Annotated in this window: 24 protein-coding genes; 15 read left to right on the top strand and 9 right to left on the bottom strand. The window is 55.8% G+C overall.

The features are described 5' to 3' along the window. Position 1: 1 nt before the first annotated feature. The 9 genes from nusA to KTJ90_RS17010 all read left to right on the top strand — a co-directional run bounded on the left by nusA (position 2) and on the right by KTJ90_RS17010 (position 11585). Entirely contained in the window at positions 2-1489 is a 1488-nt protein-coding gene (gene nusA, locus KTJ90_RS17050) for a transcription termination factor NusA (RefSeq protein WP_003851070.1), read from the top strand. A 17-nt stretch (positions 1490-1506) separates the two neighbouring features. After that, positions 1507-4200, top strand: a complete 2694-nt coding sequence (gene infB, locus KTJ90_RS17045) for a translation initiation factor IF-2 (RefSeq protein WP_003851068.1) — start codon at positions 1507-1509, stop codon at positions 4198-4200. Positions 4201-4265: 65 nt separating this feature from the next. Then, on the top strand, positions 4266-4673 hold the full coding sequence (gene rbfA, locus KTJ90_RS17040) for a 30S ribosome-binding factor RbfA (protein WP_033731320.1): 408 nt from the start codon (positions 4266-4268) through the stop codon (positions 4671-4673). After that, a complete protein-coding gene (gene truB / locus KTJ90_RS17035) occupies positions 4673-5617 on the top strand; it encodes a tRNA pseudouridine(55) synthase TruB (RefSeq protein WP_003851064.1) in 945 nt (314 codons plus the stop codon). The genes rbfA and truB overlap by 1 nt, the downstream gene beginning before the upstream one ends. 131 nt (positions 5618-5748) lie before the next feature. Then, entirely contained in the window at positions 5749-6018 is a 270-nt protein-coding gene (gene rpsO, locus KTJ90_RS17030) for a 30S ribosomal protein S15 (protein WP_003851063.1), read from the top strand. Positions 6019-6328: 310 nt separating this feature from the next. Then, on the top strand, positions 6329-8464 hold the full coding sequence (pnp, locus tag KTJ90_RS17025) for a polyribonucleotide nucleotidyltransferase (RefSeq protein ID WP_003851060.1): 2136 nt from the start codon (positions 6329-6331) through the stop codon (positions 8462-8464). A gap of 129 nt (positions 8465-8593) precedes the next feature. Then, a complete protein-coding gene (gene nlpI / locus KTJ90_RS17020) occupies positions 8594-9478 on the top strand; it encodes a lipoprotein NlpI (protein WP_003851059.1) in 885 nt (294 codons plus the stop codon). Between the two features lie 105 nt (positions 9479-9583). Then, complete coding sequence (gene yrbN / locus KTJ90_RS17015; RefSeq protein ID WP_098053093.1) at positions 9584-9640, top strand: protein YrbN; 57 nt, start codon at positions 9584-9586, stop codon at positions 9638-9640. 16 nt (positions 9641-9656) lie between these two features. Continuing rightward, positions 9657-11585 carry a DEAD/DEAH family ATP-dependent RNA helicase gene (locus KTJ90_RS17010; RefSeq protein WP_003851058.1) on the top strand — a complete coding sequence of 643 codons (1929 nt, stop codon included), beginning with the start codon at positions 9657-9659 and terminating at the stop codon, positions 11583-11585. 55 nt (positions 11586-11640) lie between these two features. Here KTJ90_RS17010 and KTJ90_RS17005 read toward each other — a convergent pair whose 3' ends face one another. Then, positions 11641-12387, bottom strand: coding sequence for an SDR family NAD(P)-dependent oxidoreductase (locus KTJ90_RS17005; protein WP_003851056.1), 747 nt, complete (start codon positions 12385-12387; stop codon positions 11641-11643). A 176-nt stretch (positions 12388-12563) separates the two neighbouring features. On the opposite strand from KTJ90_RS17005, the gene KTJ90_RS17000 reads away from it, so the two are divergent. Then, positions 12564-13484, top strand: a complete 921-nt coding sequence (locus KTJ90_RS17000; RefSeq protein ID WP_499025547.1) for an AraC family transcriptional regulator — start codon at positions 12564-12566, stop codon at positions 13482-13484. Here KTJ90_RS17000 and KTJ90_RS16995 read toward each other — a convergent pair whose 3' ends face one another. The 3 genes from KTJ90_RS16995 to ubiU form a co-directional block, all read right to left on the bottom strand. Continuing rightward, positions 13485-14495 (bottom strand): luciferase-like monooxygenase, encoded by a 1011-nt coding sequence (locus KTJ90_RS16995; RefSeq protein ID WP_008925426.1) that lies wholly within the window; start codon positions 14493-14495, stop codon positions 13485-13487. A gap of 120 nt (positions 14496-14615) precedes the next feature. Next, positions 14616-15494 (bottom strand): U32 family peptidase, encoded by an 879-nt coding sequence (locus KTJ90_RS16990; RefSeq protein ID WP_499026560.1) that lies wholly within the window; start codon positions 15492-15494, stop codon positions 14616-14618. 9 nt (positions 15495-15503) lie between these two features. Beyond that, the gene (gene ubiU / locus KTJ90_RS16985) at positions 15504-16499 is read right to left on the bottom strand and encodes a peptidase U32 family protein (RefSeq protein ID WP_499025545.1); all 996 of its coding nucleotides are present in this window, start codon (positions 16497-16499) and stop codon (positions 15504-15506) included. Positions 16500-16703: 204 nt separating this feature from the next. Between ubiU and ubiT the strand changes: the two genes are divergently transcribed. Further along, positions 16704-17228: a ubiquinone anaerobic biosynthesis accessory factor UbiT gene (gene ubiT, locus KTJ90_RS16980; protein ID WP_003851052.1), complete on the top strand. Its 525-nt coding sequence runs from the start codon at positions 16704-16706 to the stop codon at positions 17226-17228. After that, positions 17222-17728, top strand: a complete 507-nt coding sequence (locus KTJ90_RS16975) for a GNAT family N-acetyltransferase (RefSeq protein WP_485523394.1) — start codon at positions 17222-17224, stop codon at positions 17726-17728. The genes ubiT and KTJ90_RS16975 overlap by 7 nt, the downstream gene beginning before the upstream one ends. Here KTJ90_RS16975 and KTJ90_RS16970 read toward each other — a convergent pair. Beyond that, entirely contained in the window at positions 17712-18005 is a 294-nt protein-coding gene (locus KTJ90_RS16970; protein WP_033743118.1) for a GIY-YIG nuclease family protein, read from the bottom strand. The genes KTJ90_RS16975 and KTJ90_RS16970 overlap by 17 nt on opposite strands. A 75-nt stretch (positions 18006-18080) precedes the next feature. Here KTJ90_RS16970 and KTJ90_RS16965 point away from each other — a divergent pair, with 75 nt between their 5' ends. Further along, entirely contained in the window at positions 18081-18509 is a 429-nt protein-coding gene (locus KTJ90_RS16965; RefSeq protein WP_039658932.1) for a YhbP family protein, read from the top strand. Between the two features lie 35 nt (positions 18510-18544). Here the strand turns inward: KTJ90_RS16965 and KTJ90_RS16960 are convergent, their stop codons facing one another. Next, complete coding sequence (locus KTJ90_RS16960; RefSeq protein ID WP_140033743.1) at positions 18545-19066, bottom strand: type 1 glutamine amidotransferase domain-containing protein; 522 nt, start codon at positions 19064-19066, stop codon at positions 18545-18547. A 145-nt stretch (positions 19067-19211) separates the two neighbouring features. On the opposite strand from KTJ90_RS16960, the gene KTJ90_RS16955 reads away from it, so the two are divergent. Further along, positions 19212-19847 (top strand): NAD-dependent epimerase/dehydratase family protein, encoded by a 636-nt coding sequence (locus KTJ90_RS16955; protein WP_003851041.1) that lies wholly within the window; start codon positions 19212-19214, stop codon positions 19845-19847. On the opposite strand, the gene nrdG is transcribed toward KTJ90_RS16955, so the two are convergent. Further along, complete coding sequence (gene nrdG / locus KTJ90_RS16950; protein WP_181162224.1) at positions 19839-20303, bottom strand: anaerobic ribonucleoside-triphosphate reductase-activating protein; 465 nt, start codon at positions 20301-20303, stop codon at positions 19839-19841. The genes KTJ90_RS16955 and nrdG overlap by 9 nt on opposite strands. After that, positions 20303-22441, bottom strand: coding sequence for an anaerobic ribonucleoside-triphosphate reductase (nrdD, locus tag KTJ90_RS16945; protein WP_499025540.1), 2139 nt, complete (start codon positions 22439-22441; stop codon positions 20303-20305). Before nrdD ends, nrdG begins: the two co-directional genes overlap by 1 nt. Positions 22442-22689: 248 nt before the next feature. Here nrdD and KTJ90_RS16940 point away from each other — a divergent pair, with 248 nt between their 5' ends. Next, positions 22690-25062 (top strand): beta-N-acetylhexosaminidase, encoded by a 2373-nt coding sequence (locus tag KTJ90_RS16940; protein ID WP_140033745.1) that lies wholly within the window; start codon positions 22690-22692, stop codon positions 25060-25062. 35 nt (positions 25063-25097) lie between these two features. Here the strand turns inward: KTJ90_RS16940 and galR are convergent, their stop codons facing one another. Beyond that, entirely contained in the window at positions 25098-26099 is a 1002-nt protein-coding gene (gene galR / locus KTJ90_RS16935) for an HTH-type transcriptional regulator GalR (protein WP_003851033.1), read from the bottom strand. Positions 26100-26279: the final 180 nt, after the last annotated feature.

The raw sequence follows: 26279 nt of genomic DNA, 5'->3' as shown, positions 1-26279 counted from the left end.
GATGAACAAAGAGATCTTAGCTGTTGTAGAAGCCGTTTCTAACGAAAAAGCCCTGCCGCGTGAGAAAATCTTCGAAGCGCTGGAGAGCGCGCTGGCGACTGCGACCAAGAAAAAGTACGAGCAGGAAATTGAGGTACGCGTCAGCATTGATCGCCGCAGTGGCGATTTCGATACTTTCCGCCGCTGGGAAATCGTTGAAGAGGTAACACAGCCGACGCGCGAGATCACGCTGGATGCGGCCCGCTTCGAAGATGAAGCATTCAATCTGGGCGAATATGTCGAAGATCAGATTGAATCGGTCACCTTTGACCGTATCACCACCCAGACTGCTAAGCAGGTTATCGTGCAAAAAGTGCGCGAAGCTGAGCGCGCAATGGTGGTTGATCAGTTCCGTGAGCAGGAAGGCGAAATCATCACCGGTGTGGTGAAAAAAGTTAACCGCGACAACATTTCCCTCGATTTAGGCAGCAATGCCGAAGCGGTCATTCTGCGCGAAGATATGCTGCCGCGTGAAAACTTCCGCCCAGGCGATCGTATTCGTGGCGTACTCTACTCTGTACGTCCGGAAGCGCGTGGCGCGCAGCTGTTCGTCACGCGTTCCAAACCCGAAATGCTGATTGAACTGTTCCGGATCGAGGTGCCAGAAATTGGCGAAGAACTGATTGAAATTAAAGCAGCCGCCCGTGATCCGGGTTCGCGCGCTAAAATTGCAGTCAAAACCAACGACAAACGTATCGATCCGGTCGGTGCCTGTGTGGGCATGCGCGGCGCGCGTGTTCAGGCAGTTTCCAGTGAACTGGGTGGCGAGCGTATTGATATCGTGCTGTGGGACGATAACCCGGCACAGTTTGTTATCAACGCCATGGCTCCGGCCGATGTGGCGTCAATCGTGGTTGATGAAGATAATCACACCATGGATATCGCCGTAGAAGCTGGCAATCTGGCTCAGGCGATCGGCCGTAACGGCCAAAACGTGCGTCTCGCTTCGCAGCTGAGTGGCTGGGAGCTGAACGTGATGACCGTCGATGATCTGCAGGCTAAGCATCAGGCTGAAGCACATGCAGCGATCGATATGTTCACTAAACATCTCGACATCGACGAAGAGTTCGCCACCGTACTGGTGGAAGAGGGCTTCTCCTCGCTGGAAGAGCTGGCATACGTGCCAATCAACGAGCTGCTGGAAGTCGACGGCCTCGACGAAGAGACCATTGAAGCCCTGCGTGAACGAGCAAAAAATGCGTTAACCACCCTGGCACTGGCGAAAGAAGAGAGTCTTGGAAATCAGGAGCCCGCTGAGGATCTTCTGAATCTTGAAGGCCTCGATCGTGCGCTGGCGTTCCGCCTGGCGTCGAAAGGCGTTTGCACGCTGGAAGATCTCGCTGAGCAAGGTGTTGACGATCTGACGGATATTGAAGGCCTGTCTGATGAACAAGCCGGCGCGCTGATTATGGCCGCACGTAATATCTGCTGGTTCGGCGATGACGCGTAATAACAGGAAGGAACAGCATGACAGATGTAACCGTAAAATCGCTGGCCGCAGAAATTCAGACTCCGGTCGATCGCCTGGTACAGCAATTTGCTGATGCGGGTATCCCTAAGTCTGAAAATGACGCGGTGAGCCAGCAAGAGAAAGAAACCTTACTATCTCATCTGAACCGTGAACACGGTCAGGTCGGTTCAGCTAAGCTGACGTTGCAGCGTAAAACGCGCAGCACCTTGAATATTCCAGGCACCGGGGGTAAAAGTAAGTCGGTGCAAATTGAAGTCCGCAAAAAGCGTACCTATGTGAAAGGTGATGCAGAGTCTGAGCAAGCTCAGGCAGAAGCTGAAGCCGAGGCGCAGCGTGAAGCGGAAGAGCAGGCGCAACGCGAGGCTGAAGAAAAAGCCCGTCGCGAAGCTGAACAGAAAGCGCAACGTGAAGCCGAAGACAAAGCAAGGCGCGAAGCCGCTGATAAGGCCAAACGTGCAGCAGCGGAAAATGACAAAGTGACAAATCAACCTACCGACGAAGTGACAAAGGCTGCGCAATCAGACAAAGCCCGTCGCGAAGCAGAAGCTGCTGAACTGAAGCGTAAAGCTGAAGAAGAAGCGCGCCGTAAGCTGGAAGAGGCTGCCCGCCTCGTAGCCGAAGAAGCCCGCCGTCTGGCTGAAGAGAAATCAGCTGAATGGGAAAAACCGGAAGAAGAGGATAAAGGCGACTATCACGTCACCACTTCTACCCATGCCCGTCAGGCGGAAGATGAAAACGACCGTCAGGTTGAAGCAGGTCGTGCGCGTGCGCGGACGACTGCTAAAGCTGCGCGTCCGGCGAAAAAAGGCAACAAACACTCTGAAGCCAAAACTGACCGTGAAGAAGCGCGTGCGCAGGTTCGTGGTGGTAAAGGCGGCAAGCATCGCAAACCTAGCGCACTGCAGCAGGGCTTCAACAAGCCAGCGCAGGCTGTTAACCGTGATGTTGTGATTGGCGAAACCATTACCGTAGCCGAACTGGCTAACAAAATGGCAGTGAAAGGTTCTCTGGTCATCAAAGCGATGATGAAGATGGGCGCAATGGCGACTATCAACCAGGTGATCGATCAGGAAACTGCACAGCTCGTTGCCGAAGAGATGGGCCACAAAGTAACCCTGCGTCGTGAAAACGAGCTGGAAGAAGCGGTAATGGACGATCGTGATACCGATGCTGCGCAGGAGTCTCGTGCGCCGGTTGTCACCATCATGGGCCACGTCGACCACGGTAAAACGTCTCTGCTGGACTATATCCGCTCCACTAAAATCGCCTCTGGCGAAGCGGGCGGCATTACACAGCACATCGGTGCTTACCACGTTGAAACTGACAACGGTATGGTCACCTTCCTGGATACCCCGGGCCACGCCGCGTTTACCGCGATGCGTGCACGTGGTGCGCAGGCTACCGACATCGTTATCCTGGTGGTTGCAGCAGACGATGGCGTAATGCCACAGACTGTTGAAGCTATTCAGCACGCCAAAGCCGCGAAAGTGCCGGTTGTGGTTGCCGTGAACAAGTGCGATAAGCCAGAAGCGGATCCGGATCGTGTTAAAAACGAACTGACCCAGTACGGTATCATTCCGGAAGAGTGGGGCGGCGAAAACATGTTCGTGAATGTCTCTGCGAAAGCGGGTACCGGCATTGATGATCTGTTAAACGCTATCCTGCTGCAGGCGGAAGTTCTGGAACTGACCGCTATCCGTGAAGGTATGGCGAGCGGCGTGGTGATTGAATCGTTCCTCGACAAAGGTCGTGGTCCGGTTGCCACCGTGCTGGTACGTGAAGGTACGCTGAACAAAGGCGACATCGTTCTTTGTGGTTTCGAATATGGCCGTGTTCGTGCAATGCGTGACGAGCTGGGTCGCGAAGTCATGGAAGCGGGTCCGTCTATCCCGGTTGAGATTCTGGGCCTGTCCGGTGTACCGGCTGCGGGTGATGAAGCGACTGTGGTACGTGACGAGAAGAAAGCACGCGAAGTTGCACTCTATCGTCAGGGCAAATTCCGCGAAGTTAAACTGGCTCGCCAGCAGAAATCTAAGCTCGAGAACATGTTTGCTAACATGACCGAAGGCGAAGTATCTGAACTGAACATCGTTCTGAAAGCTGACGTTCAGGGTTCTGTCGAAGCCATCTCTGATTCTCTGCAGAAACTCTCCACCGATGAAGTGAAGGTGAAGATTGTGGGTTCAGGCGTCGGCGGGATTACCGAAACCGATGCGACCCTGGCGGCTGCTTCTAACGCCATTCTGCTTGGCTTCAACGTTCGTGCCGATGCCTCTGCGCGTCGCGTCATTGACGCAGAAAGCCTGGATCTGCGCTACTACTCTGTCATCTATAACCTGATTGACGAAGTTAAAGCGGCGATGAGCGGTATGCTGGCACCAGAGTACAAACAGCAGATCATTGGTCTGGCTGCGGTCCGCGACGTATTCAAATCACCGAAGTTTGGCGCCATTGCCGGTTGTATGGTGACGGAAGGTAACATCAAACGTCACAATCCAATCCGTGTCCTGCGTGACAACGTGGTGATTTACGAAGGCGAGCTGGAATCTCTGCGTCGCTTTAAAGATGACGTCAACGAAGTGCGTAACGGCATGGAGTGCGGTATCGGCGTGAAGAACTACAACGACGTTCGCGTTGGCGATATGATCGAAGTGTTTGAAATCATCGAAATTAAACGCACCATCGAGTAATAGACTGCTGATGTGTTGCAATTTGGGAGGCCTCTGGCCTCCCGAATTATTTGGGAGAAATAATGATGGCGAAAGAATTTGGTCGCCCGCAGCGCGTTTCACAAGAGCTGCAAAAAGAGATTGCGATGATCCTGCAGCGTGAGATTAAAGATCCACGTCTTGGCATGATGGTCACGGTGTCTGGCGTTGAAGTGTCACGCGATCTTGCCTACGCAAAAGTGTTCGTCACTTTCCTTAACGACAAAGATGAAGATGCCATTAAACATGGCCTGAAAGCGCTGAAAGAAGCGTCAGGTTATATTCGCATTCTGCTGGGTAAAGCGATGCGTCTGCGCATCGTGCCTGAGCTGACCTTCTTCTACGATAACTCGTTAGTTGAAGGGATGCGTATGTCCAATCTCGTCACCAGCGTTGTGAAGAATGATGCTGAACGTCGTGGTCCGGACGCCACTGGCGATGACGAGGAGGCGTAATGAGTCGTCCGCGTCGTCGCGGTCGCGACGTCCATGGCGTGTTGTTGCTGGATAAGCCACAAGGCGTCTCGTCGAATGATGTCCTGCAGAAAGTAAAGCGTATCTTCAACGCTAATCGCGCAGGACACACCGGCGCGCTTGATCCCCTGGCCACTGGCATGTTGCCAATTTGCCTGGGTGAAGCAACCAAGTTTTCTCAATATCTGCTGGATTCCGACAAACGCTACCGTGTGATAGCCCGACTGGGCGAGCGGACTGACACGTCAGACGCCGATGGCAACATCGTGCAGACGCGTCCGGTCAGCTTCAGTCAGGCCGAACTCGATAGCGCCCTGGAGAGCTTCCGCGGCGATACGCTGCAGGTGCCCTCAATGTTTTCGGCGCTGAAGCATCAGGGTCGTCCGCTGTATGAATATGCGCGTCAGGGCATTGTGATCGAGCGTGAACCGCGTCCGATTACGGTCTATGAGCTGCAGTTTATTCGCTGGCAGGATAATGAGCTGGAGCTGGAAATTCACTGCTCCAAAGGCACCTATATCCGCACCATCATTGATGATCTGGGTGAAAAGCTGGGATGCGGTGCGCATGTCACCATGCTGCGTCGTGTGCAGGTTGCCCGTTATCCCTATGAAAGGATGGTGACGCTGGAGCAGCTCAATACCCTGCTGGCGGAAGCCACTGACGCTGGCATCTCACTGGAATCGCAGCTTGATCCGCTGCTGCTGCCAATGGACAGCCCGGCCTCTGATTTCCCTGAAGTGAATATCCCGACTGCCGTGGCAGATTTGTTCCGCCTGGGACAGCCAGTACAGGCGAGTAATGCGCCTGCACAGGGACTGGTCAGGGTATCAGAAGGCGAAGCGCGTAAGTTTATCGGCATGGCAGAAATTGCCGCTGATGGGCGTCTTGCGCCGCGTCGTTTAGTGGTTGAGTATCAGGATTAAGTCGTGCGGCCACTTTTCGCTGATGGGGCATTTGCGTTGCTATCAGGCGCAGAGTAGAATAGTGCGGCTTTAAAGCGGGATGCTGAATTAGAGATCGGCACCCATACATTCATTTATTACCGGAGTTTATTATGTCTCTAAGCGTAGAAGCTAAAGCAGAGATCGTTGCTAAATATGGCCGTGGTGCTAACGACAGCGGTTCAACCGAAGTTCAGGTTGCCCTGTTGACCGCGCAGATTACCCATCTGCAGGGTCACTTCTCTGAGCACAAAAAAGACCACCACAGCCGCCGCGGTCTGCTGCGCATGGTATCTCAGCGTCGTAAGCTGCTGGACTACCTGAAGCGTAAAGACGTTGCACGCTACAGCAGCCTGATTGAAAGTCTCGGTCTGCGTCGCTAAGTCTGAAAAATCTGATCGTCGGGGCATTATGTGGTTTTTTGCACTGTGTGCAGCTTACGATCAGATTTGTGCGAGTTTCGTGAAGAGGGGGCCTTTATGGCCCCTTTTTTCGAGCAATCGGCAGCAATCCGGTCCAAACTGATGTATTGTTGCTTAGTGTGATCTTTAGTTTGCAGAATTTCGCGCGGCTAATGAGAGGCTTTACCGCAGAGGCGGTCGAGGGTTGTCATTAGTCGCGAGGATGCAGCTGAAGATTGGTAATCAATGGCGGGCTACAGATAGCCATGCCCCGAAGTTAAGGACTTTGACTTTGCTGAATCCGATCGTACGCAAATTCCAATATGGTCAACATACCGTCACGCTGGAAACCGGCATGATGGCTCGCCAGGCGACTGCCGCTGTAATGGTGAGCATGGACGATACTGCAGTGTTCGTCACTGTTGTAGGTCAGAAAAAATCTAAACCAGGTCAGGACTTCTTTCCACTGACCGTAAACTATCAGGAGCGTACTTACGCTGCTGGTCGTATCCCAGGCAGCTTCTTCCGTCGTGAAGGCCGTCCAAGCGAAGGCGAAACGCTGATTTCGCGTCTGATTGACCGCCCGATTCGTCCACTGTTCCCGGAAGGCTTTGTTAATGAAGTCCAGGTTATTGCAACCGTGGTTTCTGTTAACCCACAGGTTCACCCGGACATCGTTGCGATGATGGGTGCTTCTGCCGCGCTGGCGCTGTCAGGTCTGCCGTTCAATGGCCCAATCGGTGCAGCGCGCGTAGGGTATATTAACGATCAATATGTTCTGAACCCAACTGCAGATGAGCTGAAACAGTCTCGTCTGGATCTGGTTGTTGCGGGTACGCAGAATGCCGTTCTGATGGTTGAATCTGAAGCTGAGATCCTGTCAGAAGAGCAGATGCTGGGCGCTGTGGTCTTTGGCCACGATCAGCAGCAGATTGTTATCGAAAACATCAATGCCCTGGTTGCAGAAGCTGGCAAACCACGCTGGGACTGGCAGCCAGAAGCGGCTAACACCGCACTGATTTCTCGTGTTGCTGCCCTGGCAGAAGCGCGCATCAGCGATGCTTACCGCATCACTGACAAGCAGGAGCGTTACACGCAGGTTGGCGTCATTAAAGACGAAACCATTGCTGCTCTGCTGGCTGAAGATGAAACGCTGGATGGTTCAGAAATCGGCGATATCGTGCATAGCCTCGAAAAAACCGTCGTTCGTACCCGTATCCTGAATGGCGAGCCACGTATCGATGGCCGTGAAAAAGATATGATCCGCGGTCTGGACGTGCGTACTGGCGTATTGCCACGTACCCATGGTTCATCACTGTTCACCCGTGGTGAGACGCAGGCGCTGGTTACGGCCACGCTGGGTACAACCCGCGATGCGCAGAACCTGGATGAGCTGATGGGCGAGCGTACCGACAGCTTCCTGTTCCATTACAACTTCCCTCCGTACTCTGTCGGCGAAACCGGCATGGTAGGTTCGCCTAAGCGCCGTGAAATTGGTCACGGTCGTCTGGCGAAACGTGGCGTGTTAGCCGTTATGCCAAAAGCGGAAGATTTCCCTTACACCGTGCGTGTAGTGTCTGAAATCACCGAATCTAACGGTTCTTCTTCAATGGCCTCTGTCTGTGGTGCTTCACTGGCGCTGATGGATGCAGGTGTGCCAATCAAAGCCGCCGTTGCGGGTATCGCAATGGGTCTGGTGAAAGAAGATGAGAAGTTTGTGGTTCTGTCTGACATCCTGGGCGATGAAGATCACCTGGGCGACATGGACTTCAAAGTAGCCGGTAGCCGTGAAGGTATCACCGCGCTGCAGATGGACATCAAAATCGAAGGCATCACGCGTGAAATCATGCAGGAAGCGCTGAACCAGGCTAAGGGTGCGCGTCTGCACATCCTCGGCGTTATGGAACAGGCTATCAGCACACCGCGTACCGAGATTTCTGAATTTGCTCCACGCATCTACACCATCAAAATCAGCTCTGACAAGATCAAAGATGTGATTGGTAAAGGCGGCTCAGTGATTCGTGCACTGACCGAAGAGACCGGCACAACGATTGAAATTGAAGATGACGGCACCGTTAAAATTGCTGCGACCGATGGTCTGAAAGCGAAAGAAGCGATTCGTCGTATCGAAGAGATCACTGCAGAAATCGAAGTGGGCCGCGTTTACAGTGGTAAAGTGACCCGCATCGTTGACTTCGGTGCCTTCGTCGCTATCGGTGGTGGTAAAGAAGGTCTGGTTCACATTTCACAAATCGCTGATAAGCGCGTTGAGAAAGTGACTGATTATCTGCAGATGGGTCAGGAAGTGCCGGTTAAGGTGATGGAAGTTGATCGCCAGGGCCGCGTACGTCTGAGCATCAAAGAAGCGACAGAATCTAAGCCGCAGACTGAAGAAGCTGCAGCGGTGATTACACCTGACGCGGAATAAGACGTTGCTGGTTTGCCCCTCTTTGCCTGGCAGAGAGGGGCGTTTGTATCATCGCGAGGGCGGGAATCCTTGTGCACAGCAGGCGGATGACAGGATGGTTATCCCAATGTTTGTATTCGGGAGTGGGAAATGAAGCCTTTTCTGCGCTGGTGTTTTGTTGCGACAGCTTTGACGCTGGCAGGATGCAGCAACTCCAATTGGCGTAAGAACGAAGTTCTTGCAGTGCCTTTACAGCCCACACTGCAGCAGGAAGTGATACTGGCGCGCATGGAACAAATTCTTGCCAGTCGCGCTCTCACCGATGATGAACGCGCACAGCTGTTATATGAGCGCGGAGTGTTGTATGATAGTTTAGGTCTGCGGGCATTAGCGCGGAACGATTTTTCGCAAGCGCTGTCTATAAGACCAGATATGCCCGAAGTGTTTAACTACTTAGGCATATATTTAACGCAGGCGGGCAACTTTGATGCCGCCTATGACGCGTTTGATTCTGTACTTGAGCTTGATCCAACTTACAACTATGCGCATTTAAACCGTGGTATCGCCCTCTATTACGGCGGTCGATACAAGTTAGCGCAAGATGATCTGCTGGCGTTTTATCAAGACGATCCTAACGATCCTTTCCGCAGTCTGTGGCTCTATCTCGTTGAACGTGAGATGGATGCTGACAAGGCAAAAGTGGCGCTTCAACAGCGTTACGACAAAGCGGCGAAAGATCAATGGGGATGGAATATTGTCGAGTTCTACCTTGGAGATATCAACGAGAAAACGTTGATGGAAAGTCTCAAGGCGGACGCAACGGATAACACCTCGCTCGCTGAACATCTCAGTGAAACCAACTTCTATTTAGGTAAGTACTACCTAAGTCTGGGGGAGAAGGACGACGCGAAAGCGTTGTTCAAACTGGCGGTGGCCAACAACGTCAATAACTTTGTTGAACACCGATACGCATTGTTGGAACTGGCGCAACTCGGCCAGGCACAAGACGATTTATCAGAATCTGACCAGCAATAGCTGACGAACTTAATTTGCCTGTAAAACCTGTTAAGTCATCATCTTAAAGGATGAAGGCTTTTCTGTTCGTCAAAACTTTTAATTTGAGCCGGTTCACACTTTTTGATGAAAATGACTGAAAGTTTTCACGACGAGTTATGTAGACTGGCCGCCGCAATCTAAGAGGCACGTGTACTACATGACTGATATTCAAACCACTTTTGCTGACCTTGGCCTGAACGCCGACATCCTTGAATCACTGAATGGCATGGGCTACGTAAAGCCATCCCCAATCCAGGCTGAGTGTATTCCTCACCTGCTGGCGGGCCGTGACGTGTTAGGCATGGCGCAGACCGGGAGTGGTAAAACTGCGGCTTTCTCTCTGCCGCTGTTACACAACATTGATCCTACTGTTAAAGCGCCACAGATCCTGGTGCTGGCACCTACCCGCGAACTGGCGGTACAGGTTGCTGAAGCAGTTACCGAATTCTCTAAACACATGCGTGGCCTGAACGTCGTCGCCCTTTACGGCGGCCAGCGTTATGACGTGCAGCTGCGCGCACTGCGTCAGGGTCCACAGGTTGTTGTAGGTACGCCTGGTCGTCTGCTTGACCACCTGAAACGCGGTACGTTAGACCTGTCTAACCTGCGTGGTCTGGTGCTGGATGAAGCTGATGAAATGCTGCGTATGGGCTTCATCGAAGACGTTGAAACCATCATGGCACAGATTCCAGCGGATCATCAGACTGCGCTGTTCTCTGCAACTATGCCGGAAGCGATTCGTCGTATCACTAAACGCTTCATGAAAGATCCACAGGAAGTGCGTATTCAGTCAAGCCTGACCACGCGTCCTGATATCAGCCAGAGCTACTGGACTGCTTATGGTCGTAAGACCGATGCACTGGTTCGCTTCCTGGAAGCTGAAGACTTTGATGCTGCTATTATCTTCGTGCGTACTAAAAACGCGACGCTTGAAGTGGCAGAAGCGCTGGAGCGTAGTGGCTATAACAGCGCCGCGCTGAACGGTGACATGAACCAGGCACTGCGTGAGCAGACGCTGGAACGCCTGAAAGATGGTCGTCTCGACATCCTGATTGCAACCGACGTTGCGGCCCGTGGCCTGGACGTTGAGCGCATCAGCCTGGTTGTGAACTACGACATCCCGATGGATTCAGAGTCTTACGTTCACCGTATCGGCCGTACCGGTCGTGCCGGTCGTGCTGGCCGTGCGCTGCTGTTCGTTGAGAACCGCGAGCGTCGTCTGCTGCGTAACATCGAACGTACAATGAAGCTGACCATTCCTGAAGTTGAACTGCCTAACGCAGAACTGCTGGGTGAGCGTCGTCTGGCTAAATTTGCCGCGAAAGTACAGCAGCAGCTGGAAAGCAGCGATCTGGATCAGTACCGTGCTCTGCTGGCTAAAATGCAGCCTGAAGATGAAATGGATCTGGAAACACTGGCAGCTGCACTGCTGAAGATGGCACAGGGCGAACGTCCTCTGATTCTGCCACCAGAAGCACCACGTCCTGCACGTCGCGAATACCGCGATCGTGACGAGCGTGATGGCCGTCGTGACAGCCGTGAAGCGCGTGGCGATCGTGCTCCGCGTGAAAACCGCGAAAGCCGTGATGGCGACCGTCCACGTCGCGAACGTCGTGACGTTGGTGAAATGCAGCTGTACCGCATTGAAGTAGGCCGCGATGATGGTGTTGAAGTTCGTCACATTGTTGGCGCTATCGCTAACGAAGGCGACATCAGCAGCCGCTATATCGGTAACATCAAGCTGTTTGGCACCCACTCAACTATCGAGCTGCCGAAAGGCATGCCAGGCGATGTGCTGCAGCACTTCACCCGTACGCGTATTCTGAACAAACCGATGAATATGCAGCTGCTGGGTGATGCACAGCCAAACGAAGGCCGTGGTGATCGTCGTCCAGCTGGCGGTGAGCGTCGTGGTCCAGGTGCTGGCGGTCCGGGCGCAGCTAACCGTGAAGGTGGTCGTCGCTTCTCTTCTGAACGCCGTGAAGGTGGTCGTGAAGGCGGTGGACGTACATTTAACCGTGAAGGTAGCCGTGGTCCACGTCGTGAAGAAGGCGCAGCTGCCGCTCCACGTCGTCGTGATGCATAACGACTTAGCGTCGTAGTAAAAAGGGAAGCCACTGGCTTCCCTTTTTTTATGCCCGTCAGGCACCGCCGCTAATCATGACGCGCTCTCCGCTGACATAGGCGGACTCCTCAGAGGCCAGAAAAAGCGCCACCTGCGCGACATCCTCTGGCAGACCAAAACGCCCCAGCGGCGTAGCCGCCAGCAGCTGCGCTTTGAGCTGCGGACTCATCCTCTTCGCTGCCAGTAATCCCTCAGTCAGGATCATGCCAGGCGCCAGGGCGTTAACCCGTATGTTCCTGGCACCCAGCTCGCGCGCCAGTCCCTGAGTCAGGGTATCCACCGCACCTTTGGTGGCTGCCCAGAGTACGGAGCCCGGCGTGCTGTTTTTACTGTTAAGGGCGCTGAGGTTAATAATGCTGCCGCCGTGCGCGGGGAAGTGGCGAATCGCCTGCTGACAGACCATCAGCGTGCCGAGCAGGTTAACGTTAATTTGCTGCTGCATCTCCTCCTGTGTCAGCGCCTCAAACTCGCCGTGATGAAAGCTGCCTGCATTGTTCACCACAATGTCAGGTGCGCCGAAACAGTCTGCGGTGGTGGCGAACAGCCGTTCAACATCCCGCAGGCGAGAGATATCTGCCTGAACTGCCACGGCTTCACTGCCCAGGGTGACGATATCGCTGACTACGTCAGCGGCCCCGACTTCATCCTGACGATAATTGACCACGACGCGTGCGCCCGCTGCGGCAAAGGCGATAGCAATCGCCGCACCTATGCCTTTCGAGGCGCCGGTCACCAGTGCGATTTTGTTCTGCAGTGCTTTCATTATGTCATTCTCCGCCGTAATGATTGCGTCGAAAGACTATGCGCGCTGGTGCTGAGAAGCGGGTAGCGCAATCCTGCAAGCTTTTTGCACAATCCTGCAAAAGTGCCTTATCGCAACAGGTATTTGGCCGGAGGTCAGGTAATATCAGCACAGCGAGCAGGAGGGGGAAGAACAGAGTGACAGAGAGTGATAAGTGGCAGGCGCTGGCACAGTTAATTGCCCGTCATGCGCCGGAGGATGGCCGGCATTCCAGTGCCATCGATTGCTTGTTTTTTGGCCGGGTTTCAGCGCCCACTGAGCCCATGCACTTTGCTCAATGGGCCAGTTTTGCGCTGGTGGCGCAGGGCAGTAAAGCGCTGCGTATGGGTGATGAGGTGCTGCACTATGGGCCGGGTGATCTGCTGCTGGTGACTCTCGATATGCCGGTACGCGCCTGCGTGACTGTCGCCACGCCGGAAAAGCCGAATCTGGGGATTGGTATTGCCATCAACGAATCCCGGCTGAGGCGCTATCTTGAAAAGTTTCCTCCCGCGCTGCCGCTGGCGATCGCACCTGATGAACGCGGCGTCACCGTACACAAAGTCTCACCTTTGCTGGTGGATGCGGTCATTCGACTGGTACGCCTGCTTGACCATCCCGAAGATATTGATGCTCTGGCTCCGCTCATTGAGCAGGAGATTTTCTACCGGTTGCTGACCGGGCCAGAAGGCTCGCGGATTTTAAACATGGCGCTGGCTGAGCGGCCGGGCAGTCGGGTGGCACAGGCTGCACGCTGGCTGCGGGAGAATTTTCATCAGCCGCTGAAAATCGATCAGCTTGCCAGTAATGTCGGCATGAGTATCTCTTCACTGCATCATCACTTCAAAGCCGTCACTGCCATGACGCCGATGCAATACCAGAAACAGCTTCGGCTGAATGAGGCACGGCGTTTAATGTTGGTTGAAAAGCTGGATGCCGGTACGGCAGGTTATCGGGTGGGGTATCAGAGCGCGTCACAGTTCAGCCGGGAGTATCGCCGCCTGTATGGGCAATCACCGGCGAGGGACAGCCGTGAACTGGCGGTGAGCACGGAGACCCGCCGCCCACCGCAAAACTGATTAGAGGCTGTTTGCCGCTTCCATCGCAATGGCAAAGGATTTGAGGCGCGCATCGCGGTTAAAAATCTGGCCGTTGACCATAATCTCATCCGCCTGGGTTTCACGCATCAGTGAGGCCAGCCCATGACGCACTTTATCAATATCGCCGACCAGTGACATGCTGAGTGCCTGCTGAACACCATATTGTTCTGACGGTGACCAGAGGTTATCCATGTTTTCAACCGGTGCCGGTAGCGGGCCCGGTTTGCCGCGGCGCAGGTTAATAAACTGCTGCTGCATTGAGGTAAACAGGAAACGTGCATCCCGCTCATTATCAGCGGCAACCACATTAATGCAGACCATGGCATAAGGTTTGTCGAGACGCGCCGATGGCTTGAAGTTCTCGCGATAGACGTGCAGTGCCTGGAACAGCTGGTCAGGCGCAAAGTGGGAGGCAAACGCAAACGGCAGGCCCATTTTTGCTGACAGCTGTGCGCTGTAAAGACTGGAGCCGAGCAGCCAGACCGGAATTTTCAGACCCAGACCGGGCACCGGTTGCACTGGCAGCTGCGCATCCGCGTCAGCATCGAACCAGTTAATCAGTTCAGCGACATCTTCGGGAAAGGTGTCGATGTGCATGTTGGCCTGATGACGGCGCAGCGCCATCATGGTGCGCTGGTCAGAACCTGGCGCACGACCTAAGCCGAGATCAATACGCCCAGGATAAAGGGAAGCCAGCGTGCCAAACTGCTCGCCGATGACCAGCGGCGCATGGTTAGGCAGCATGATCCCGCCGGATCCCAGCCTCAGGGTCTCGGTATTCGCCGCCAGATAGCCAATCAGCACTGACGTCGCGGCGCTGGCAATCCCTGTCATGTTGTGATGTTCAGCCAGCCAGTAGCGTTCGAAACCCAGTTTTTCCGCCTGACGCGCCAGCGCCAGTGAATTATGGAACGCATCCCGTGCGGTCGCGCCCTGTGGAATCGGCGCAAGATCCAGTACGGACAGGCGAAGAGGTTTTTTATCAGACATGACTACTCCCGTTGAATGGCGCAGGCATTAAGTGAAGGCCTGCACCATTAAGTATTACGCATCATTCCTTCTATTAAAACTGCTAACCTGTGCAGGAATATAGCCGGTATGTGCTTTTACTCAGGAGACCAGCGTCATACCCGCCAGTTTGCGCCAGTAACCGTTACAATCGCTGCCTTTCGCGACCATTAACCGTGCCTGGCCGTTTTCATTGGCGCGGAAACGGTCGATCTCCGCCAGCGTCGTGACACCCTGCGGCGAGAGCCGGACACAATCAACCCGATCGCGCATACCGGCCAGATCGTTACCCAGGTTATAGCAGTAGCCGCTCATGGTCTGAATGCCATTGAGGACGAACACCTGCTGTCCCTCCTGAGAGTTAACGCGACGGCCTGCTGGATAGTTGATGCAGCAGGTTTCGCAGTCATCTTTCGCGCGGTTTTCCGAGCGGGCGGTGAAGCAGCGCGCCGAGAGCGCCAGCGGCAGATGACCGTAGCCCAGCACCTCCACCTCAAATTGCTGCCGGATACCTCGTCTCTCGCACTGCTCCAGCAGCTGTAGCAGCCAGTCACGGGACATCTCCACCGGCATACACCAGCGCGTCATGCCCTCTTTGACCAGCAGTTGTAGCGTGTCAGCGTTATAGACATTCAGCGTCGGGCCCGCGACAAAAGGCAGGTGACGTTCAGCGGCCATATTGACCGCGCCGATATCATTAGCTTCAATCAGAAACTCGCCGTTCTCAACGTAACGCTGCAGCTCTTTCAGCTCAGAGGGTGACTGCAGCAATGCCAGCGTGCTCAGCACTACCTGTTTGCCGCTGGCCGCGACTTCGCGGGCCAGATCCATCCAGCGCGCATAGGGCGTGGCGCGGCGTTTACTGCACACCGCTTCGCCGAGATAGATAATATCTGCGCGACTGCGGACAGCCTGTTGATAGAAATCTTCCAGCGTATCGGTTGGCCAGTACCAGAGCACCGGCCCAAGGGCATATTGCATCATGACTCCTTATTGCCATTCACGGTGATAAGCACCCAGCGTGGTTTGCGTGCCTTCGGAGAGATCGCCCAGCGTCTGCATCCACTGCGGCGCGACGTCAAAGTGTTCCGGCTGCGCTTTGCAGCGATCGATGGCCTGACGCCAGACGCGCGCCACGTCAGCAACATAGGCGGGACTGCGCTGACGGCCTTCGATTTTCACTGAGGCGATGCCTGCCCGCAGCAGTTCCGGCAGCAGTTCCAGGGTGTTGAGGCTGGTGGGTTCTTCCAGCACGTGATAACGCTGATTGTTAACCTCATAACGCCCTTTACATAGCGTCGGGTAACCTGCACTTTCGTCCGGCGCGTAGCGATCAATCAGCACTTCATTGAGACGTGACTCCATGCCCTTTGGCGTCTGCTGCCAGCGCACAAATTTCGCCGGGGAACAGGCGCCCGCGCTGTTAGGTGATTCGCCAGTCAGCCAGGAGGAGAGGTAGCAGCGGCCTTCGGCCATAATGCACAGGCTGCCAAAGGCGAACACCTCCAGCGGCACCGGCGTGCTGCGCGCCAGCTGTTTAACCTGATGAATCGACAGCACGCGCGGCAGCACGACACGTTGCAGATTGAAGTGGCGATGGTAAAAGCGAATCGCCTCCAGATTGGTCGCGGAAGCCTGGACAGAGAGATGACGTTCAACCTGCGGATAGTGCTTCGCGGCATATTCCAGCGAGGCGATATCGGCCAGGATCAGCGCATCGGCGCCGTTTTGCGCCGCCACATCGATTGCCCGCTGCCAGCGCCCCATACCATCCGGATGGGCAAACGTATTAATCGCCACATGCAGTTTGCGCCGATGCTGATGCAGATAGCGCGCTGCTTCAGCCAGCTTTTTATCGGTGAAATTCAGGCCCGCAAAGTGACGGGCATTGGTGTCATCTTTCAGTCCCACATAGACTGCATCAGCCCCATTCTCTGTGGCGGTGCGGACGGCGGGTAAATTTCCTGCCGGACAGAGCAGTTCCATAGATGTTCCTCTCAACATGCGATGGGCGTCGAGTCTAGGCATCTGATCCGGGCAGTGTTTTGATTTGGGGCAGTGAAATTCCAGTTCATCGGCCCTTGCGGCACTTTTTTCCTTGCCACCGCAGCCGTTTTTATTGATCTCAGAGGAGGCGCGCAGAAAAGGATATGGCAATATACGTAAAATTTTCTAAAGGGAGTGACGAAAGTGTTAGAGCGGATACATGCCCATTTTGTAAAAAACGGCCCTAAAATCTTAGGGTTACCCGCAGCACTCACCCCATTTCCGGTCAAACAGTTGATTCTGCAACAACTCTTAAACTGGCAATTTCGCCATGCTTTGGCTGAAGGTGAGTTAGACTTTCTGAACGGTCGCCTGCTGGGTATCGAGATTGCCGATCTCAATCTGCACTGGATCACCACGCTGCAGGACGGCCGACTGGCGGTATTGCAACAGTCCGAAGCGGATGTCTGGTTTCGGGGCAATGCCAATGATCTGTTGCTGGTGGCAGCACGTAAAGCAGATCCCGATATGCTGTTCTTTCAACGCCGGTTGGTGATTGAAGGTGACACTGAACTGGGACTTGAGGTGAAGAACGTAATGGATGCTATTGAACCTGAGGCTATGCCCACCGCGTTACGCACGGCAATTGAACAGATGGCGAAATTTATCGATGCCGGTATGAAACAGGACGCGAAGGCCGCACGGGCGCGCGCGGGTGCCGCATGTTGATCCGTAGCGAAATTGGTGTTGATGCCGCGGGCATCGACGCATTGCTCAAACGCTGCTTCAGCACCCCGGTAGAAGCGGAACTGACTCAGGCGCTGCGTGAAGATGGTCTGCTGACGCTCGGCGTGGTCGCCACTGATGAGGAAGGACAGGTGCTGGGTTATGCCGCATTCAGTCCGGTCAGCGTTCAGGGTGAAGATCGCGGCTGGGTGGCTCTGGCACCGCTGGCCGTCGATGAGACGCTACGCGGCCAGGGTCTGGCCAGCAAGCTGATTTATGAGGGGCTGGATACGCTCAATGAATTTGGCTACAGCGCGGTCGTCGTGCTGGGCGATCCGGCGCTGTTCAACCGTTTTGGTTTTGAACCGGCGGCACGTTACGGTCTGCGCAGTCGCTGGCCGGGAACAGAGGCCGCATTCCAGGTCTACCGTCTGGCGGAGAATGCTTATGACGGCGCGGAAGGGCAGATAGACTACGCCGAACCCTTTAATCGCCAGCCGTAATACTCAGCCAGCTCTCCAGACTGATCGGCTGAGCCGCCACCAGCAGTAATTTCTGTTGGCGGGGCAGTTGCTTAACCTGATACTCCAGTCTGGAGGCGCTGGCACGATCGCCCGCTGCACAGTGAAACACCAGGTCCAGCGGACCTTTGCCGCGTAGCGCACGTGCGCCCCGTCCGCTCTGGTGCTGAGCGACCCGGCGCACCACATCCGTGGTGATGCCGGTGTACAGAATCCCTTTCGCCGTGCGGACGATGTAGAGTTGCCACTGCTGACTCATCGCAATCATTTCCCAAAAAAAGGTGCCGGGCAGTGTAGCGCGCTTCACGCTCTGGTGCACCGCCAGGAGTTTATCTTGTCCGATCACGCCCATCTGGTTCGCTACCTCAGAAAGCAGCATGTGCTTTCACTCTGCTGTACCGCCGACGATCAGCTGTGGTGCGCTAACTGCTATTACGTCTTTGATGAGACGCGCATGGTCTTCTGGATCATGACCGAACCCGATACCCGCCATGGCGAGTTGATGGTGCAGAATCCGCAGGTGGCGGGCACCGTCAATGGTCAGCCCAGAAGTGTGTTGCTGATAAAAGGGGTGCAGTATCGTGGCCGGATTAAAAGGCTGGAGGAGGCCACAGAGCAGATTGCCAGAGCCGCTTACCAGAAACGTTTTCCGGTCTCACGCAAAGTGTCGGCACCGCTGTGGGAGATTGAGCTGGATGAGGTGAAAATGACGGATAATGCGCTGGGATTCGGCAAGAAAATTGCCTGGGTGCGGGAAAAATAGAAACGCCCCTTTCAGCTGAAAAGGGCGTATCGGGTTTACAGCGCTTCGAGGATCCGCAGGGATTCACGATTAAAGGCCGGTAAATCGGCCGGCGTGCGGCTGGTGACCAGCTTATCGCCGTCTACCACCACTTCTTTATCATGGAAGTCAGCACCGGCATTGATCAGGTCAATGGCAACGGCTTTAACCGTGGTCATCTTGCGACCGCGAACGCCATTCGCGCTGATCAGCAACTGTGGCCCGTGGCAAATGGCAAAAATGGGCTTGCCGCTGGCAACAAACTCTTTGGTAAAGGCCACGAAACGATCGTCGCCGCGCAGGGCGTCAGGCGAGTGACCGCCTGGCAGAAGCAGGGCGTCAAATTCAGCCGGGCTGACGTCATCGATGCTGCGATCGATGGTCACTTCCGCTTCGCCTTGCTTGCCTTTAACAACATTACCGGCTTGTTTCTCAATGGTAACCACCTCAAAACCAGCGCGTTTATACACTTCCGCAGGTGAAGTAAATTCTGAGTCTTCAAATTCATCGGTAATTAAAACCGCAACTTTCTTGCTCATCTTTTTCCTCCTGAAATTTGTGGAGCGCGAGGCGCGCTTTCCGGATAACGCTGTAAGTCTGGTCGCTGAGAGTCAGAACGCAAGCCAGCCCGTGAAGATCAGCTATCTTTTAACCTATACGCAGTGAAATAAGGACGAATCTGAGATGAATCGCGTATTACTGACCGGTGCAACCGGCTTAGTCGGGTCGCATCTGCTGCGCTTACTGATTCAGGATCCGCGCGTCGATGAAATCATCGCGCCAACCCGACGGCCACTGCCTGTGATGCAGAAAGTCGTGAACCCGGTTGAAGCCGATCTCACCGATGTGCTGGGGCCGCTGGACTGTTCACTGGATACGGTGTTCTGCTGTCTTGGCACCACGCGTAAGCAGGCGGGCAGCAAACAGGCATTCATCCACGTCGATTACACTCTGGTCGTGGACAGTGCATTGTGCGGATTACGCTTAGGGGCGAAGCAGATGCTGGTGGTCAGCGCGCACGGCGCCAGTCGTCACTCACCGTTTTTATATAATCGTGTTAAAGGTGAAATGGAGAATGCGCTGCGTCATCAGGGCTGGCCGCGCCTGACGCTGGTGCGGCCTTCACTGCTGCTGGGAGAGCGCAAGCAGAAGCGCGGCGGTGAAAGCCTGGCGGGGCCGCTTTTCGCGCTGCTGCCGGGTAACTGGCGCGCCGTGCATGCGCGCGACGTCGCGCGCTGTCTGCACCAGCAGGCTTTCACCCAGGGAGGTGAGAGTGTCACTGTCATTGAGTCAGGCGATATCCCGCGTCACTCAGCGTAACGGCCAGATAATCTGATTACGACTGCCGCGCCATTGCAGCGTGGCATCTTTCTCTTCTTCGACAAAGCGGCCATCGATCAGTACGTCGAGATAGTCCAGCACAGCGCGCTGCGCGCTGTTCAGCTCCTGCATCCGGTAACCGGTCCAGAGCCAGATATCTTTATCGGGGCACGCCTGCCGCACCCGTTTTACCAGACGGCGGATGTGCGGCACGTTTTGCGGATGCAGCGGATCGCCGCCGCTCAGCGACAATCCCTGGCGCGGAATGCGCGTATCCTGCAAATCCGCCAGCAGTTGCTCCTCCATCTCAAGTGTAAAGGGCACGCCGGAGTCGAGCCGCCAGGTGCTCTGGTTGTAGCAGCCGCGACACTGATGTTCGCAACCGGCGACAAACAGTGTGCAGCGGGTGCCGGGACCATTAATAATATCGACATCATAGTAGCGATGGATATGCATCATCCCAGCGGTCCCTCTTCAAGATGTTTTACCCGACGCTGCACTTCCTGCTGCTTACCGGCGTTAAACGGCCGTGCATCCGGACTGCCCAGATAGCCACAGACCCGTCGGGTGACAGAGACGCGCGCCGGATCGTGGTTGCCGCAGTTCGGGCAGGTAAAGCCGCGGCTGGTACAGGTGAACTCGCCGTTGAAGCCGCACTCGTAGCATTCATCAATCGGTGTGTTAGTGCCGTAATAGGGCACGCGGTCATAGCTGTAATCCCAGACATCCTCCAGCGCTTTGAGATTGTGCTGCACATTCGGGTATTCGCCGTAACAGATGAATCCGCCATTCGACAGCGGCGGATAGGGTGCTTCAAAGTCGATTTTGTCGTAAGGATTGACCTTCTTCTCAACGTCGAGATGGAAGCTGTTGGTGTAGTAGCCCTTGTCGGTGACGCCCGGCACCAGGCCAAACTGCGCGGCATCAAGACGGCAAAAGCGGTCGCACAGATTCTCGCTCGGCGTGCTGTAAAGGCTAAAACCGTAGCGGGTTTCCTCTTTCCAGCGCTCGGTGGCATCACGCATACAGGCGATAATCTCCACACCTTTAGCACGCAGCGCCGCGTCATCGTAAGGGTGTTTATGACCGCCGCTGAGTGCGTTCAGCGTTTCGTGCAGGCCGATATAGCCCAGCGACAGCGACGCACGGCCATTGCGGAAAATAGGACCAACTTCATCATCCGCATTCAGCCGGACGCCACAGGCACCTTCCATGTAGAGGATGGGCGCGACGCGTGCTTTGGTTTTCTCCAGCCGCGCCACCCGCGTCATGAGCGCCCGCTTAGCCAGCAGCAGGCGCGCATCGAGCAGCGTCCAGAAACGCGCCTCATCGCCGCCTGCTTCCAGCGCAATGCGCGGCAGATTCAGGCTGATCACGCCGATATTATTGCGCCCTTCATGAATCTGCTCGCCATTCTCTTCATAAACGCCCAGGAAGCTGCGGCAGCCCATTGGGGTTTTAAATGAGCCGGTCACTTTCACCACCTGATCGTAATTGAGGATGTCGGGATACATCCGCTTGCTGGCACACTCCAGCGCCAGTTGCTTGATGTCGTAGTTAACGTCGCCCGCCCGGCGGTTAACGCCCTCGCGAATGCTGAACACCAGTTTTGGAAACACCGCTGTTTTGCGATTTTTACCCAGCCCCGCCAGTCGGTTGCGCAGAATTGACTGCTGAATCAGCCGCGCTGCCCAGTCAGTCCCCAGACCAAAACCAAAGGTGACAAACGGCGTCTGGCCATTGGCGGTGTGCAGGGTATTAACCTCATACTCCAGCGACTGAAAAGCGTCGTAGCACTCTTTCTCCGTACGCTGGCGTGCATACTCTTCTGCCTGTGGAATCTGCCACTGCTCAGCAATCGCCAGATGCCGGGTATAGCTCTGCTCAACAAACGGAGCGAGCACTTCATCAATGCGGTTTATGGTGGTGCCACCGTAAATGTGGCTGGCGACCTGGGCGATGATCTGCGCCGTGACGGCGGTGGCGGTGGCGATCGATTTAGGCGGCTCGATCTCAGCATTGCCCATTTTGAAGCCGTTGGTCAGCATACCTTTCAGATCGATCAGCATGCAGTTGAACATCGGGAAGAAGGGCGAGTAGTCGAGATCGTGATAGTGGATCTCGCCGCGCTCGTGCGCCAGCACCACATCGCGCGGCAGGATCTGCTGCTGCGCGTAGTGCTTTGCCACGATCCCGGCCAGCAGATCGCGCTGCGTCGGGATCACTTTGCTGTCTTTGTTGGCATTTTCATTCAGCAGCGCCGCGTTGGTCTGATCGACCAGGCCGCGAATGGCGTGATGTAACTGGCTCTGACGATCGCGAGCGACATCGCGATCGTGCCGGTATTCAATGTAAGCGCGCGCCAGCTGCGGGTATGGGCCCGCCATCAGCGTTTCTTCCACTGCACACTGAATCTCCCGGATATCCACTTCCGGACGATCGGCCAGCCGCAGGGCAACCTGCTCAGCGACCTGCGTGCACCAGGCCAGGTCATCGACCTCTGCTGCCTGTGCCGCCGCCGCGACGGCCTGCTCAATACGCTGCGCATCAAAACCCGTCCGACATCCATCACGCTTGATGACCACCGTCGCCATTTCTCTCTCCGTAAACTACATATAGGTGTTTGATGGATTCTATCCCCTACATGTAGTGATTGCTGCGAATTATTGCGTTCTGTTTTGACCTGAAACAAGGAAGATTCAACGCGGCAGGGCATGCCGACTGAGGTAAGAATCAGGTTTTGAGATCAGGTTTCCGGGTGATTAACTGGCGTATTGGCGTGCAGCAACTTTAATCAACGTTATGCCCTGTTAAAACGTTGACGTCACAAGGATGCCCGCCAATGTGGTTACCCCGTTCTCTGCTCCTGCTTTCAGCCTTTTGTCCACTCGTCCTGGCCAGTCCGCTGCCACTGATGCCCTGGCCGCAGCAGGTGGAGCAGCCCGCCAGTGGCGGTGCACTTACCCTGACGCCGCAATTGACGCTGCAAATCTCAGGTGATCATCTGGCAGGTGCTGAAGCACGCTGGCTGGCGCGAATCAGTAACCAGACGGGCTGGCCGCTGTTGCCTGCATCCCAGCCGGTGGCCGCGCCGACTATACGTATCGTCATTGCAAAGGCGGTGGACCCGCTGCCACTGCCCGACAGCGATGAGAGCTATCAGTTGCAGGTCGATGGCGACGGCGTCCTGTTAACTTCACCCAGCCGTTTTGGCGCGATGCGCGGTATGGAAACCCTGCTGCAACTTATCCAGAACGGTGCACAGGGCACGACGATTCCTTACGTGACCATCCACGATCATCCCCGCTTTCCGTGGCGTGGTGTGCTGATCGACACAGCGCGCCACTTTATGCCGGTAGAGACACTTAAACGTCAGATCGACGGCCTGGCCGCCGCGCGAATGAACGTCTTTCACTGGCATCTCACTGACGATCAGGGCTGGCGATTCGCCTCCAGCCACTATCCCCAGCTGCAGCAGAAAGCCAGCGATGGCAACTACTACAGTCAGCAGCAGATGCGGGAGATTGTGAAATATGCCACCGAGCGTGGGGTGCGTGTGGTGCCAGAGCTGGATATGCCGGGACACGCCTCAGCGCTGGCGGTGGCGATGCCGGAGCTGATAAGCAGACCGGGAAATTATCAGATGGAGCGCGGCTGGGGCGTCTTTAAACCGCTGCTCGATCCCAGTAACGAACAGGTTTATCAGGTGATCGACACGCTGGTGGGTGAGATGGCGGCGATCTTCCCCGATCCCTGGCTGCACATCGGCGGCGATGAAGTCGATCCCACCCAGTGGAACGACTCACCCGCGATTCAGCAGTTCATGCGCGATCACAATCTGAAAGATGCGCATGCGCTTCAGGCGTACTTCAATCAGCGGGTGGAAAAGATCCTGGAAGCCCATCACCGTCAGATGGTGGGCTGGGATGAGATCGCCCATCCCGATCTGCCGCGCAGCATTCTGATCCAGTCGTGGCAGGGCCAGGATACGCTGAGTGCGCTGGCAAAAGAGAACACGCGCGGCATTCTCTCCACCGGGTTCTACCTCGATCAGCCCCAGCCTGCCAGCTACCACTACCGCAATGAGGTCACGCCGCGCGGGCTCAACGGCCTGGATCGTCTGCGGCCCGGCGATCAGGCGCAGAGCTGGTCATTCACGATGCCGCGCCTCAAAGGCAGCCCGGTGAAGGGCAGCTTTACGCTCATTCAGGGCGAGTCGGGCTGGCGCGGTTTTATCGACTTCGACGGCAAGTCCCGGCGGATGGTTCGTGAGATCAACTGGCTCTCGACGCAGCAGGTGCAGTTCAGCGTGGATAGCTGGATGGGACCGTTCCAGCCGGTGTTCACGCTGCAGCAGCCGTCCCTCAAAGGCTATGTGCTGGTAGGCAACGTCCGTTATCCCACCAGCGGTCAGCGCCTGATGCAGCCGCCGGCGGGCATCGCGCCCGTGCTGCCCACGCCAGAACAGGTGCAGCACAATCTGCTGGGTGGTGAGGCAGCGCTGTGGGCGGAAAACATCAACAGCCAGATTATTGATACCAAATTGTGGCCGCGCGCCTTTGTGGTGGCTGAGCGGTTATGGTCGGCAGAGGATGTCACGAACATGGATTCAATGTATTCGCGGCTGTCAGCGATGGATCGCTGGAGCACTGTATCGGTGGGAACGCTGCAGCAAGCCCAGACGGAGCAGCAAATGATGCGGCTGTCCAACGGGCACGATATTGCCCCACTGCAAATACTGGCTGAGGTGCTGGAACCGGCGCAGTACTACACCCGCCAGCATCTGAAGTTTCAGGCGGGCCATTACGACTATCACGAGCCGTTAAACCGGCTGGCGGATGTGCTGCCTGCCGAGAGTGAGGCGGTGCGCCAGCTGGCGCAGCATGTCGCCGTGTTAATCGCCAACCGTAATAACCCGGCCGCTGCCTCCGCAGTTCGTGCGCCGCTGCAGCGCTGGCAGGCCAACACGACTGCGGTAATGCCGATCATCAACGGTAGCGCGACGCTGAAGCCGCTGGCACACAGCGTTCAGCAGATTGAGGTGCTGAGCACCATGGGCCTCGCGCTGGTGAATGCTTACGTCCGCAATCAGGCGTTTGGTGCCAGCGAAGTGGCGGAGATGCATGCGACACTCGATGCCGCTGCGCAGGTGCAGGATGAAACGGTGATTGCGCTGGTCAGGCCGCTGGAGACGCTGTTGCGCGCCTTTCAGTAAATGCGGTGGCCGGTGCGGAACCGGCCACCGTGGCATCAGGCCGGGCCGCTGACTGAATGGCGACGCACCAGCGTCGGGCTGAACATGTGGGTGACTTCTGGCAGCGGCAGATCGTTAGCCAGTGCCAGCGCAAGCTGGGCTGCCTGCTGCGCCATGGTGACAATCGGATAGCGGACGGTGGTGAGGCGCGGTCGCACATAGCGCGACACCAGCACATCATCAAAGCCGATCAGTGACATCTCTTCCGGCACGCGAACACCGTTATCGCTCAGCACTGCCAGTGCACCTGCCGCCATGGAGTCGTTGTAACAGGCGACAGCGGTAAAGTTCCTGCCGCGCCCCAGCAGTTCCGTCATCGCCTGCTCACCGCCGACTTCATCCGGTTCGCCCCAGGTGACCAGCCGGTCGCTGCACGGCAGGCCGTGCTCTTTCAGCGCATCGTAGTAACCCTGCAGGCGATCTTCGGCATCAGAGATGGTGTGGGTCGAACAGATAAAGGCGATATTCTGATGGCCGAGCTGGATCAGATGACGGGTGGCAAGCCAGGCACCGTAGCGATCGTCAAGCGCAATACAGCGCTTTTCAAAGCCTTTTATCAGCCGGTTCAGCAGCACCATACCGGGCACCTGCTTCATCAGCACTTCCAGCTCTGCGTCGGGAATTTTCTTGGCGTGAACCACCAGCGCCGCGCAGCGATGACGCATCAGCTGTTCAATCGCCTGCCGCTCTTTTTGCTCATTATGGTAACCGTTACCAATCAGCAAAAAGTTACCGGTATCGCCTGCCACCTCATCCACGGCTTTAACCATCGCGCCAAAAAAAGGATCGGAGACGTCACCGACAATCAGGCCGAGCGTTTCGGTCGATTGTTGCGCCAGCGCGCGTGCGTTGGCATTCGGGTGATACTGAAGCTGCTCCATCGCCTGGCCTACGGCCTGTCGGGAGCTGTCGCTGGCTTTGGGAGAATTATTGATTACACGTGAGACTGTGGCGACAGAAACGCCCGCCAGTCGCGCAACATCCTTTATGGTAGCCATGCGTTGACCTGCTTTGGGGAAAACGTTTACACATCACATCAGTGTTACGGAAAAGGGCGGACACATCAACCCGACAGAATGTCAGCGTCGTCGCAAAAAGGGGTGAAATCGGGCACTCAGGCACATCTTCTGCTCAGCCGCCGCCCCGTGTTATGCTCAATCTCCCACCTGGCTACCGTG

It is taken from the genome of Pantoea jilinensis (genome assembly GCF_019104105.1).
Classification (GTDB): domain Bacteria; phylum Pseudomonadota; class Gammaproteobacteria; order Enterobacterales; family Enterobacteriaceae; genus Pantoea; species Pantoea eucalypti.
This window is presented reverse-complemented; position numbering and strand designations above follow the sequence as displayed.